This is a genomic window from Amycolatopsis sp. lyj-112 (assembly GCF_046549055.1).
In the GTDB taxonomy this organism is placed as follows: domain Bacteria; phylum Actinomycetota; class Actinomycetes; order Mycobacteriales; family Pseudonocardiaceae; genus Amycolatopsis.
The window spans coordinates 459201-471645 of the sequence record NZ_JAJPWS010000001.1 but is presented as its reverse complement, the minus strand read 5'-3'; the positions used below and the strand labels follow the sequence as shown (position 1 = coordinate 471645).

Below are 12445 nucleotides of genomic sequence, written 5' to 3'. Positions count from 1 at the left end.
ACGTCTCGAAAACCATTCAGATCTCAAGATCAGAAATCGCGGGACACGATAGCCACCTCCGGTCCGTGTTCGCGGGCAAGGCGAGTCAGGGGCGCGTCGGCGCGAGCACCCTTGCCGGTGCGGAACAACTGATGCGATGGGATGATACCGGCCGTGGAATACGAACGGTGTCTCAGTCGGTACCGGTGAGATTACTCAACCGTGCCGTCCGCGCGGAAAAGAGGTAGGAATTGCCAGCCGAGACCGGCGACGGTCGCCAGCACGGCAACGGCACCGGTGACCTCGGGGAGAGAGCGGCGTCGGTTCCTTCCGGGACGGATGTACCGGTGACCGAACGCGGGCGGGCAAGCCCGGATGGTGACCAGGCCGAACCTCCGCGACGCCATCCGTACGACCCCAGGGCGTGGGCGCTGTGGCAGCGGCCGAAACGGTTCATCGCGTTCCTTTTCGCCATGGAGGCGATCGGAATCGCGATCATGGTCGTCGCCACGATGCATTCCGAAACGCCGGGAAGAATCGACTGGGTCCGCTTCGGAATCCTCGCCGTCGGCGCCACCGCTCATATTCAGCTGACCCAGCGGCAAGAGGAAAGACGACGCGACCGGAGTCGGACCGTCCTGATCGACCTCACCGCCGTCTGGACATTTCCCGCCGCGGTGATCCTTCCGCTTTCACTGACGCTTTCGATAATCGCGATCGTGCGCATTCAGCATTGGTTCATCGCCCGCCGCCCGGCGCACAACTTCGTGTTCTCCTCGGTCACCCACGGCGTTTCGGTGACTTTGGCATCGCTCACCTTCGCCGCGTTCGGCCCGCATGAATGGGGAACGATCTCCGGCTGGGGCACGCTCGGCGAATTCGGCGTCCTGATCGTCACCGGGCTGGTCTTCGAGGCGGTGCAGATCGTCTACATCGGCGGCATCCTCACGGCGGGCTCGCCACAGCGGCCGCCGGTGTCGACCGTGCTCGGCAATAAGGCGGACAACCTGCTGGAGGCCATCACGATCGGCCTCGGCGCGGTGACCGCGGTGCTGCTGTTGATCATGCCGCCGATGGTGATCGTGATGGCCGTGGTGACGGTGGTGTTCAATCGCCTCGCCGAGATCGACCAACTGCAAAACGACGCGCGGACGGACCCGAAAACCGGTGCTCTGAACATGCGCGGATGGTCGGAGTCGGCCGATCGGGCGCTCGCAAGGACCGCCCGATCGGACGACAACCTGGCACTCCTGATGATTGATCTCGACCACTTCAAGTGGATTAACGACACATATGGACACCCTGCCGGGGACGACGTGCTCCGCGATGTGGCACAGAAATTGGACGAGGTCACTCGGCCCGCCGACGTCGTCGGCCGCTTCGGCGGCGAAGAATTCCTCGTTCTCCTGCCCGATATCGACGAAACGGCGGCGAAACTCGCCGCCGAGCGAGTGCGTAGCGCAATCGCGGAACTGCATATCGTGACTACCGACAAACGAGGCGGCCGGACCACCATCTCCGGCCGCACTACCTCGATCGGGGCGGCACTGTTCCCTCGTCACGGTGAATCCCTGGAAGAACTCCTGCACGCCGCCGACGCCGCCGTCTACGAGGCGAAAGAGAAGGGTCGCAACCAGGTGCGCTTCGCCCACGACGTGGAACGACCCGCTCCGCCCGCGCCCGCCGACGAGGCGTGAAGGCCCCTTCGGCCACCTGGTGGGTGAAACCGGGGGTTATCCGGATGTCGGCCCCGATCGGCTGATGGCACCCTGGACGCCATGCCAGCCACAGCCGACATCGACGGCCAGCCCTCCCGGATCCGGCGGCCGTGGTCGACGTCGGGCTGGTTGCTGCTGGTCACGGTGCTGGTGTTCGGTTTCGGCCTGATCGCCTCGCGGCCCGCGTCGCCGCCGGACCAGGGACCGCCGGCGGGTGACATCCTCGCCGCGCAGAACGCGGTCGACGCGCTGGTGCGTCCCGGACCCGTCGAGGACGCCATCGCGAAGCTGCCCGCCGACTTCACCCAGGTCAGCGGGATCACCCCGACCGTGATGACGGCGCGCGACGGCACGGTGCGCGGCGTCCACACCGACGGCGGCTGCTCGGCTCCGTGGGGCGACGACAACACCAAATGGGATTACGCGGTCCCCTGCAAGGCTCACGATCTCGGTTACGACATCCTCCGCTACGCCGAGCGCAAGGGACATCCGCTCGGCCAGGAGGCCAGGTCCTCGCTCGACGACCGGCTGTCGGCCGACATGCACAACGCCTGCGTCATCAACCCGATGGATTCCCGCGGCACCTGCGACGTCGTCGCTTCCCTCTATACCGCCGGGCTCGTCCTCAACTCCTGGCACCAGCGATGGGGACCGCCGGTCGGCGATCCACTGGGCCCGATGATCGTCGGGGTGCTGGTGATCGGCGCGCTGCTGGTCTTCCGCCTCCGCGGCTGGGCCCGCGCCCGCCGGACCGTCGTCACGGTCCCTCGCGAGCCGCGTCCCGTCCTGCCGGTCGGCCGGTGGGCCCTGCTCGGGGTCGCCGGCGTGGTGCTGATGCTGCTCGGCGAGTCCGCCGTGGCGCTCGCGCATTGGGCGGGCGCGCCGGAGCGGTCGTTGTGGCCGTTCACCTGGATCGCCCAGCTGTGTCCGCTGATCTTCTTCGCGGTCGGCCGGATCAACGAGGCAGGCTGGCGATCGATCCGTGAATCCGGCCGTGGCTATCCGCAGTACCTGGCCGACCGAGCCAGCCCCCTGCTGCGCCCGGCGCTGATCTTCGCCGTGGTCGCGCTGGTCGTACCGCTGGCGCTGGAGGTGCTGGGGATCCCGGCCGGTACCAACGCCACCGTCATGCGGATCGCGCTGCATCCGCTCTGGCTGCTCGGGGTGTTCCTGCTGACGGTCGTCCTCGCGCCCGCGCTGCTGGCGCTGTATCGCCGGACACGCGCCGCCTCCGTCGCCGGACTGCTCTTGCTCACCGTCGCGAGCGAGGTCGCCGCGCAGTGGTCGGGCTCCGCCATCCCTCGCTACGTCGAAACGCTGGTCCTCGCGCTGTTCGTCCAGCAACTCGCCTTCGCCCACGCCGACGGCGTCCGCCTGTCCCGTGCCGTCCTGCTCGGGACGGCGTTCACCGGCGCCGCCGGGCTGGGGCTCGCGGTCGCCGTCCGCGGCGAAGGCCCGATGCTGCTCGGCGGGCCCGGCGCCCCGGCCGCGCTCTCCGGTCCGCCGTGGGGGGTGCTCCTGCTCGGCCTGGTCCAGCTCGCGCTCCTCGCCCTGCTCGCGCGGCCGCTGGCCCGGTTCGGCGAACGCGCCGCGGTCGCCGCCACCGCCCGGCTCGTGCTTCGCGCGCCGATGAGCCTCTACCTCGGTTTCCTCGCGGCGATGCTGCTGCTCGTGACCGTCGTCTACCTGCCGGGTCCGCTGGTGGACGGCCTCAGCTGGCTGGCCCGCCCGCGCGTCCTGCTCGCGCTGGCGCTGCTCGGCGTGCCCGCGGTGCTGGTCTTCTGGTGGTTCGAACGCCACTGGCACACCCGGCCGCAACCCGAGGCCGCCGACGAGCCGGGGCTGCGCGCCGCGGTGTTCTGCCGGGCCGCGGCGACGGTCGGGATGGCCTACGCGATGCTCGGTGTGTTCGGGTTCGCGCTGGCCCGTTTCGGCGGTGCTTCGGCCGACGCCGACCTGCTCGGGCTGCGGCTCGGACCGGTCCAGAGCCTGGTCAACCTGCTGCTCGGGGTGTACCTCCTGCACACCGTGCGCAACGGGACGAGCCGGATGACCGGCACCTGGCTGGTCTGCGCGGTCGCCTGCGCTCCGCCCCTGATGACCGCCCTCGACGGCAAGCACGTGAGCGCCGCTTCGGTCGCGCTGCCGGTCGCGACGATCGTCGTCGCGATGCTCGCCGCGGCCGCCACGCTGGTCCCCGCTCGCGCGGCCAGGCGCGTCCTTCCCTGAGCCGCACGGCGCTGACCAGCGGTTATCCGTACCATTGTGGCGAAACCGGTGGTGCGTGCCACATCTGCCAGGGGATGTGTAATCCTGCGACAACCTCCAACAGGCACCATGCGTCCCTTGAGAAGGTCGTAAGCAAGTAACGAGCAGAAGGAGCAGACCGAGTGGAGTACCCGCCTCGGAATGGGCAAGGGGACCGCCGTCCCGCCCGGCCTGGGCAGGACGCGCCCGGACGCACTCCCTCCCGCCCGGCACAGCCGCGGGAAGGCCGTCCGGCGCCCGCCCGCCAGACCGCCGGCGCACCCGCTCGGCGCCCGGAACCGAACCGCGCTCCGCGGCGCTCGTTCCGCGGCCCCAAGGTCGCCCTCGGGCTGGTATCGCTGCTGGTGATGGGCCTGACCGGCTACGCGTGGGCCGCGATGGACGGCCTGACCTTCGCGAACGTCGGGATCGGCGCCGACGCGGGCGACAAGCCCGCCGACGGTGCCCGCGACATCCTCATGGTCGGCCTCGACAGCCGCACGGACGCGCAGGGCAACCCGCTGTCCAAGGAGGTCCTCGCCCAGCTCCGGGCCGGACAGGCCGACGGCGAACTGAACACCGACTCGCTGATCTTCGTGCACATCCCGAACGACGGCTCGAAGGCCGTCGCGATCTCGCTGCCGCGCGACTCTTATGTCGACATTCCCGGCGGTTTCGGCAAGCACAAGATCAACTCTGCTTATGCCCGCGCGATGCTCGACGCGCGCAAGACGCTTCAGGCCGACGGCGTCTCCGACCCGAAGGAACTCGACCAGAAGGCGAACGAGGCCGGGGCGAAGACCCTGATCAAGACGGTCGAGAAGCTGACCGGCTCGACCATCGACAACTACGCCGCCATCAACCTGCTCGGCTTCAGCGAGATCACCCAGGCCATCGGCGGGGTCGACGTCTGCCTCAACGACAACGTCAACGACCAGTTCTCCGGCGCGAAGTTCACCAAGGGCCCGCACACCATCTCCGGTGTCGAAGCGCTCGGGTTCGTCCGGCAGCGCCACGGGCTCCCCCGTGGCGACCTCGACCGCGTCGTCCGCCAGCAGGTCTTCATGGCCGGGATGGCCCGCAAGGTGCTCTCGGCGGGCACGCTCGCCAACCCGGGCAGGCTCAACGACCTGATCACGGCGATCAAGAAGTCCGTCGTGCTCAACCAGAACTGGGACATCTTCGGCTTCGCGCAGCAGATGAAGGGCCTGACCGGCGGCCAGCTCGAGTTCCGGACGATCCCGATCGTCAACATCGAGTACAAGACCCCGGACGACGGCGTCGCCATCCAGGTCGACCCGAAGCAGGTCAAGGACTTCGTCCAGGGTCTCGCCGGCCCGCAACCCGGCGAACAGCCGCAGGCCCCGCCCGCCGATTCGCCCAACAAGGCGACCACGGTGGACGTCCGCAACTCCTCGGGCAAGGACGGCCTCGCCTCGACGGTGCTGAAGCAGTTCGTCGACAAGGGCTTCACCGGCGGCGACACCGCCAACGCGACCTCGCGCAAGAAGACGGTCATCTGGGTCGCCAAGGGCCAGAAGGCGGCAGGCCAGGCCGTCGCCGACGAACTCGGCGGCAACCCGACCATCCAAGAGGACAAGAGCGTCGATGCCGGCCACGTGATGGTCTTCCTCGGCTCGGACTACAAGGCCGCGAACGGCGCACAGGGCGCCGGGTCCTCGCAGAACGCCGCGGGTTCCTCGGCCGCGGCCCCGCCGCCCGAGCAGTCCGACGAGAAGCCGATCACGGCCGAAGGCGTGCCCTGCATCAACTGACGCCTCCGCTGTATTGATCGACGCTGTATTGATCGACGCTGCGTTAGTCCACGTCTGCGCTGTGTTACTACTGATCACTCATTCGGCCTAACAGGTCAAAATCGGTAGGAAAACCACCCCCGAAACCGCGTAAGAGCGGGCGACCTGCTGACTTTCATACACGTGAGTGCGCTCGTCCCGGTTTCAGTCACATGGGGCGAGCGATGGCAGCAGGTTGGCAAGGCAGGGGTCGGGGAGTGCTGATCGACGCTGAGAGCTATCAGCGGATACTCGGAGACGAGCTCCGCAAGCTCCGCCGCAAACGTGGTTGGACGCGCAAGGAACTGAACCAGCATCTGCAGAGCGAGATCTCGCTGCAGACGCTGGCCACCTACGAACTGGGCACCCGGCACTGTTCCGTGGTGCGGCTGGTCGAGCTGTGCATCGCGATGGACGAGCTGCCCCAGGATCTGCTGGCCAAGGTGCATCGCCGGGTGTTCGTGGACGAACCGGGCCGAGTCCGGATCGACCTGCGCGCGGTGATCAAGGACGACCAGGAAGAACTGCTCCCGCTGCGACGCTGGGCGGACGACCGGCTCAAACGGTCGGGCGACTCCGGCCCCGCCGACGTCCATCTCGACTTCTCGGCGCTCGAACGGATGGCCGAACTCTGCGGCCTCCCCACCGTCGAGCTCATCGGAAGGCTTCGCCGGCTCAACCCCTCATGAGCGCGGCGTTCCCCGGTCCGTGATGGCCATGCCCCCCAACTTGGCCCTCACGGACCTCCCTCTTCTCCCCGGTCCCCTTCAGCCGAGGAGGTCGTAGTCCTCGCGCCGCACCTTGCGGGTGTCCAGCCAGTACCGCCAGGTGAAGCCGGGCCAGATCGTCCGGTTGACGCCCTTCGCGTCCAGGTACCAGCTCTTGCACCCGCCCTGGGTCCAGATTCCCTTGGCGAGTTTGCGCTGGATTTCGGTGTTGAACCGCTCCTGCGCCTCGGGCCGCGGGTCGATCGCCTTGCCGCGCGCGAAACGCAGCGCCTGCGCGACGTAGGAGATCTGGGCCTCGATCATGAACACCACGGAGTTGTGTCCCAGCCCGGTGTTCGGGCCGAGCAGGAAGAACAGGTTCGGGAATCCGGAGACGGTGATGCCCTGGTAGGTCCGCATTCCCTCCGACGACCACTCCTTGCCGAGGTTGCGCCCGTCCCGGCCGATGATCTCGAGATCGTCGAAGGCGTCCGTGACGTGGAACCCGGTGCCGTAGATGATCGCGTCGACCTCGTGCTCGACACCCGCGCCGTCGACGACGCTGTGCTCGCGGACCTCGGTGACCCCGTCGGTGACGACGTCGACGTTGTCCCGCGCGAGCGCCGGGTAGTAGTCGTTGGAAACCAGGACCCGTTTGCAGCCCATGGTGTAGTCCGGCGTCAGCTTCCGGCGCAGTTCCGGATCCTTGACACCCTTGAAGATGTTGCGTTTCGCGATGCGCTGGCCGAGCTTCATCACGGCCGGGTGGCCGTTGAAGCCGATCGCGCGGGCTTCGAGCATCCAGTAGAGAACGTTGCGGAAAGCGCGCTGCAGCAACGGAACCGAACGGAACGTGTTCCGAAGGGCCACCGGCATCTCGCGGTCCGGTTTCGGCATGATCCACGGCGGCGTCCGCTGGAAGAGCGTCAGTTCGGCGACGTCCTTCGCGATCTGGGGCACGAACTGGATCGCGCTCGCGCCGGTGCCGACCACGGCGACCCGTTTGCCGGTGAGGTCGTAGTCGTGCTCCCACCGCGCGGAGTGGAACGCCCGGCCCTGGAAGCGTTCGATACCCGGCAGCTTCGGGATCTGCGGCAGGTGCAGCGCGCCGACCCCGGCGACGAGCGCGGGGGCGACGAACTCTTCGCCCGACTTCGCCGTGACGTGCCAGCGGTTCTCGTCGGCGTCCCAGCGGGCGCCGGTCATCTCCTGGCCGAAGCGGGTGAAGCGGCGGAGGTCGTACTTGTCGGCGACCTCGCGCATGTAGCGCCAGATCTCCGGCTGCGGCGAGTAGGCCCGGGACCAGCCGGGGTTCTGCTCGAACGAGAACGAGTACATATGCGAGGGGATGTCGCAGGCACAGCCGGGGTAGGTGTTGTCGCGCCACGTGCCGCCCACGTCGTCGGCCTTCTCCAGGATGACGAAGTCCTCGCGGCCCTCTTTCCGCAGCTGGATGGCCATGCCCAGACCGGAGAAACCGGTTCCGACGATGACGACACCGGTCTCGGTGCGGTTGCCCATGACCCGACCTCTCGCTCGACTTACCTGTTACCGGGAGTTCACCTTACTCGAAGTAGGTTACCTTCGGTAGAGTGTTGTGGTGACGACGGCGAAGCGCAAACGCATGCCCCGGGCAGAGCGCGAACGACAGATGATCGAAATCGCCGAAGAAGTCTTCTCCGAACGCGGCTACACGGCGGCGTCGATGGACGAGATCGCCGAACGTGTGGGCGTTTCCAAGCCGATGCTCTACGAGTACTTCAACTCGAAAGAGGGACTGCTGCTGGCCTGCATCCAGCAGTCGCGCGCCGCCCTGCGCGAGGTCACCGAACGAGCCACCGTCGGCGCCGACACCGCCGAGGAAGCACTCCGGCGCGGGGTGCTCGCGTTCTTCGTCTTCATCCGGGAGCGCCGGCAGGCCTGGTCGCTGCTTCGCCACGAGATGGTGCTCATCGGCACCGGCGCGGCCGACGAGATCGAGCAGACCCGGCGCCAGCAGACCGACCTGATCGCCGCCCTCATGAGCGGCTACTTCGACTCGGGCGACGACCTGCGCGCCGAGGCGTCGGCGGAGTTCGTCGTCGGCGCGTGCGAACGGCTCGCGATCTGGTGTGAGCGACACGAGGACGTCAGCCCCGAAATGGCCACCGGATACGCGATGGACGTGCTGTGGTCCGGCCTCGCCGTGAGGGCCCGCTGAAACGACTGTGAAGATGCTCGTGCATTAGGCCATTCGGTCGTCACTCAGTGCACATTGCCGCCAGTGTCTTGTGACACAGAGTTGTCCTACTGTATCGATGACACTGTAGAAACTCTGATGGACAGTCACGGCCTGGGTCAGGAGGGGGCGCCGCTTCCCGAAAGCGGCGTCATGACGAAGGCGTGTCGAAGTCCACAGAGTGACGCATGTTCGCGAGGAGAGGGGTGAGGCGGATGACCGAACCGATCACCGCGTCGTACGTCCAGGAGGACGACGACTGGCAGGTAACGGTCAGCGGGTCCGGCAAGGAACTGACCGGCCGCGCGCCGGGCATCATCGCGGCCAGGGACCGCGCCGACCAGCTGGTCGAGAAACTTTCCCCGCCGGAGCGATCGACGGTGGTGCACCTGCTCAACGGCAGTGCGCTCGAATTCACCGCCGCCTACATGACGGCGAGGCTCACCCTTCCGGAGATGGAACCGCTCGTGATCCCGCCTCCGGCCAACGGCAAGGCCAAGGACAAGACCTCCGCCAAGCCTCCCGTGCCCCAGGGCAAGGAGCTTCCGAAGGTCGTCGACGAGGCCAAGACCAAGGAGAAGCCCGAGCCGCCCGCGGCGGCCAAGACGCCCGCCAAGGCGGCCCAGAGCTCCTGAGCCTTACTTCAGGAGTTTGCGGATCAGCAGCACGCCGATCAGCACAGCCCCGCCGATGAGCGGGTACTTCACCTTGGGCTCGTCCAGCTTCGCGCGCAGACCGGTCTTCGCGACGTCCACCAGCTTCGCGGGGTTCGCCTTCGTGCCCAGCTGGTCGAGCGTCGTGACCAAAGCGTTCCTGGCCTGCTCGATCTCACGCTCGATGGTCTCGGGATCGCGAGCCACGTGTCCTCCTCGCCGCAACGTACCTGCCGGCGCCCCACGTTAGAGGACGATGCCCCCGGAGACGGCACCGGCCACGCCGAGGAACGCCGATCGTGTCGCACGCTACGATTTCCGGGCGGTACTGGGGCCCGTAGCCCAATTGGCAGAGGCACACGGTTTAGGTCCGTGCCAGTGAGAGTTCGAGTCTCTCCGGGCCCACAGTCTTGTCTGGGGCGAAGCCCCAGGCCCACCCGGCGGGCTTCGCCCCCGGACCCCCACCCTCGGTCACCTGGCGGGTCGAATGTCGCCGGAGTCCTGCCCTGTCTTGTTCAAGGGCGCCTTCGGCAGGTGCGTGACGTGAGGGCCACCCTCAGGGACTCTGAGTCCCTGAGGGTGGCCCTCACGCGCTCTGGTCCGTCCCGCTAGTCACGCGAAACCGCCACCCGCGGTAGGTGCCCGAATCGCCGCTCACGAGCCGGCACCGGCCGCGATCAGCTCAGGGCCGACCCGGTCACCGAGGGCGTCCCGCAGCCGCGCGAGATGCGGCATCGGCGACTCCACCAGTGGAAGCCGCACCGTCGCGTGCGGGATGATCCCCAGCTCCGCCAGCGCCGCCTTCGCCATGATCGCGCCTTGCGACGTCCGCATGACGGCGTCCGCCAGCGGGAGCAGCGCGTTCTGGATCGCCTGGGCCGAGCCGAGGTCGCCACCGCGGACGGCGCGGATGAGCGCGGCGTTGCGGTCGGCGAAGGCGTTGCCGACGACGCTGACCAGCCCGGTCGCGCCACACGCGAGGTAGGGCAGGTTGAGCTCGTCGATGCCGCAGTAGTAGGCCAGCGAGGTGCGGGCCATGACGGACATCGCTTCGAAGAGGTCGCCCTTCGCGTCTTTGACCGCGCGGATCCGGGGATGACCGGCGAGCTCGATCAGCGTGGCCGCCTCCATCGAGATTCCCGTGCGCGCGGGGACGTCGTAGAGCATCACGGGCAGTTCGGTGGCGTCGGCGACGGCCACGCTATGCGCCACGACCCCGGCCTGGGTCGGCCTCGAGTAGTACGGGCAGACGAGCAGCAGTGCGTCGGCGCCGGCGGCCTCGGCTTCGCGCGCCCGGCGGATGCTGGAGGCCGTGTCGTAGGTGCCGATCCCGGCGATCACCTTGGCGCGGCCCTGTGTCCGGGCCGCCACGGCGCGGACGAGCCGGACCGACTCGGCCTCGGTCAGGGTGGGCGCCTCGCCGGTGGTCCCGCCGACGACGAGGCCGTCGCATCCCGTGTTCAGCAGGTGGTCGACGAGGCCCGCGAGCCCCGGTTGGCTGATCGTGCGATCGGGCCTCATCGGGGTCACCATCGCGACGAGGTTGGAGCCAAAGAGCGAGTCGGTCATGCTGCGATCCTGCCGACGTCGATTACCGTGGTCCAGCGATGCTTTCTTCCCGATAATGCGTAGCCTGGCTTCATGATCGAGGTCGGGGCTTTGCGCGCGTTACGGTCGGTGGCGGCGCTCGGGACGCTGGCGCGGGCGGCCGACGAGCTCGGGTTCACGGCGTCGGCGGTGTCTCAGCAGATCAAACGGCTGGAACGCCAGGTCGGCGTGCCCGTGCTCGCGCAGGCCGGCCGCGGGGTCGTGCTCACTCCGGCCGGGCAGGCCATCGTCGACTCGGCGCCGGAGGTGTTCCAGGCGCTGGAGCGCTGCGCCGAGGCGGCCCGGTCGGTCTCGGACGGAGCGCCACGAGGCGTGCTCCGCGTGGCCGCCTTCTCGACCGGCATCCGCGGCCTGCTCGCGCCCCTCGTCCCGCGGCTGGCGGTGAGCTGCCCGGATCTCCGCGTGCGGATCACCGAGCAGGATCCCGACGAAGCCCTCCGCGGCGTCGAGGCCGGTACCGCCGACCTCGCCCTCGTCCACGACGCGGACGGGCTGCCGGCTCCGCTTCCCCCGGCCCTGACCCGGCGGCCGGTGCACACCGACGTCGGCGACGTCGTGGTGCATCGGACGCATCCGCTCGCGGAACTCGACCGGCCGCTCACCGGCGCCGACCTGGCCGGCCACGCCTGGGTGACCAGCCCGCCCGGAACGGTGTGCCACCAGTGGTTCCGGCGGCTGTTCGCGGACCTGCCCGAAGAGCCCGACGTCCGCCATCTGGTCGACGACTTCGCCACGCAGCTTTCGCTGGTCGCCTCGGGCGAGGTCGTCGCCCTGATCCCCCGGCTCGCCCGCCCGCCCTTGAGCGAGGGGCTTGTCTCCAGGACGCTGCGGCGGCAACCGAAGCGCGAAGTGCACGCGGCGTGGCGGCGCAGCGCCGAGACGAGCCCCTCGATCCGGGCGGTGCTCACGGAACTGAGCGCTCAGCGCACGCGGTCGTAGACCACGGCCATCTCGCCCAGTTCGCCGGTTTCGTGGTGCGTCAGCTTCCACTTCGAAGCCGGCAGGCCGTCGACGAACAGCCGCCGGCCGCCGCCGGTGATCTCGGGGCAGATCATCAGGTACAGCCGGTCGATCAGGTCGGCGGCGAGCAGATCCTTGATGACGCTGGCGCTGCTGTTGACCAGGATCTCGCCCTCGCCGTCCGCCTTGAGGCCGGCGATGACCTCCGCCGCGGGGGCGTTCACGACGCGGGTGCGGTCCCACGGCGACTCGGTCAAGGTCGTCGAGAAGACCACCTTTTCCGCGTCGGTCAGCCATTTCGCGTAGCCGCGATCACGCGGGTCGGCGTTCTCGTCGGCGGCGACCGTCGGCCAGAAGCCGAGGAATCCCTGGGCGTTCAGCCTGCCGAGCACCGCCGTCGTCGCGTTCTCGTGGATGCGGGCGAGGTGACCACGGGCGACGTCGGTGGTGGCGTACGAAACGATCGCGCCCATGTCGCCGGGCCCGCCGGGTCCGCTGTAGTGGCCGTCGAGGCTGAGGCTGATGTTCGCGGTGACTCTGCGATCGGCCGAGCCGGTCATGA

Annotated in this window: 11 protein-coding genes and 1 tRNA gene; 8 read left to right on the top strand and 4 right to left on the bottom strand. The window is 68.6% G+C overall.

Features of this window, described 5'->3' with window-relative positions:
- The first annotated feature begins 230 nt into the window (after window positions 1–230).
- The 4 genes from ACLJRL_RS02245 to ACLJRL_RS02230 all read left to right on the top strand — a co-directional run bounded on the left by ACLJRL_RS02245 (window position 231) and on the right by ACLJRL_RS02230 (window position 6426).
- Entirely contained in the window at window positions 231–1676 is a 1446-nt protein-coding gene (locus ACLJRL_RS02245; RefSeq protein WP_410654285.1) for a GGDEF domain-containing protein, read from the top strand.
- An 81-nt stretch (window positions 1677–1757) separates the two neighbouring features.
- A complete protein-coding gene (locus ACLJRL_RS02240) occupies window positions 1758–3926 on the top strand; it encodes a phospholipase A2 (protein WP_410654284.1) in 2169 nt (722 codons plus the stop codon).
- Window positions 3927–4312: 386 nt separating this feature from the next.
- Complete coding sequence (locus tag ACLJRL_RS02235; RefSeq protein WP_410655132.1) at window positions 4313–5719, top strand: LCP family protein; 1407 nt, start codon at window positions 4313–4315, stop codon at window positions 5717–5719.
- A 236-nt stretch (window positions 5720–5955) separates the two neighbouring features.
- Window positions 5956–6426 carry a helix-turn-helix domain-containing protein gene (locus ACLJRL_RS02230; RefSeq protein ID WP_410654283.1) on the top strand — a complete coding sequence of 157 codons (471 nt, stop codon included), beginning with the start codon at window positions 5956–5958 and terminating at the stop codon, window positions 6424–6426.
- Window positions 6427–6504: 78 nt separating this feature from the next.
- Here ACLJRL_RS02230 and ACLJRL_RS02225 read toward each other — a convergent pair whose 3' ends face one another.
- The gene (locus ACLJRL_RS02225) at window positions 6505–7965 is read right to left on the bottom strand and encodes a flavin-containing monooxygenase (protein ID WP_410654282.1); all 1461 of its coding nucleotides are present in this window, start codon (window positions 7963–7965) and stop codon (window positions 6505–6507) included.
- Between the two features lie 79 nt (window positions 7966–8044).
- On the opposite strand from ACLJRL_RS02225, the gene ACLJRL_RS02220 reads away from it, so the two are divergent.
- Window positions 8045–8644: a TetR/AcrR family transcriptional regulator gene (locus tag ACLJRL_RS02220; RefSeq protein ID WP_410654281.1), complete on the top strand. Its 600-nt coding sequence runs from the start codon at window positions 8045–8047 to the stop codon at window positions 8642–8644.
- 233 nt (window positions 8645–8877) lie between these two features.
- Complete coding sequence (locus ACLJRL_RS02215) at window positions 8878–9297, top strand: hypothetical protein (RefSeq protein ID WP_410654280.1); 420 nt, start codon at window positions 8878–8880, stop codon at window positions 9295–9297.
- A gap of 3 nt (window positions 9298–9300) precedes the next feature.
- On the opposite strand, the gene ACLJRL_RS02210 is transcribed toward ACLJRL_RS02215, so the two are convergent.
- Window positions 9301–9522 (bottom strand): DUF3618 domain-containing protein, encoded by a 222-nt coding sequence (locus ACLJRL_RS02210; protein ID WP_410654279.1) that lies wholly within the window; start codon window positions 9520–9522, stop codon window positions 9301–9303.
- 124 nt (window positions 9523–9646) lie between these two features.
- Between ACLJRL_RS02210 and ACLJRL_RS02205 the strand changes: the two genes are divergently transcribed.
- Window positions 9647–9720 (top strand) — tRNA-Leu (locus ACLJRL_RS02205).
- A gap of 249 nt (window positions 9721–9969) precedes the next feature.
- On the opposite strand, the gene dapA is transcribed toward ACLJRL_RS02205, so the two are convergent.
- Window positions 9970–10884: a 4-hydroxy-tetrahydrodipicolinate synthase gene (dapA, locus tag ACLJRL_RS02200; protein ID WP_410654278.1), complete on the bottom strand. Its 915-nt coding sequence runs from the start codon at window positions 10882–10884 to the stop codon at window positions 9970–9972.
- A gap of 72 nt (window positions 10885–10956) precedes the next feature.
- Between dapA and ACLJRL_RS02195 the strand changes: the two genes are divergently transcribed.
- Window positions 10957–11862 carry a LysR substrate-binding domain-containing protein gene (locus tag ACLJRL_RS02195; protein ID WP_410654277.1) on the top strand — a complete coding sequence of 302 codons (906 nt, stop codon included), beginning with the start codon at window positions 10957–10959 and terminating at the stop codon, window positions 11860–11862.
- Here ACLJRL_RS02195 and ACLJRL_RS02190 read toward each other — a convergent pair.
- Window positions 11844–12443: a dihydrofolate reductase family protein gene (locus tag ACLJRL_RS02190; RefSeq protein WP_410654276.1), complete on the bottom strand. Its 600-nt coding sequence runs from the start codon at window positions 12441–12443 to the stop codon at window positions 11844–11846. The genes ACLJRL_RS02195 and ACLJRL_RS02190 overlap by 19 nt on opposite strands.
- Between the last annotated feature and the right edge of the window lie 2 nt (window positions 12444–12445).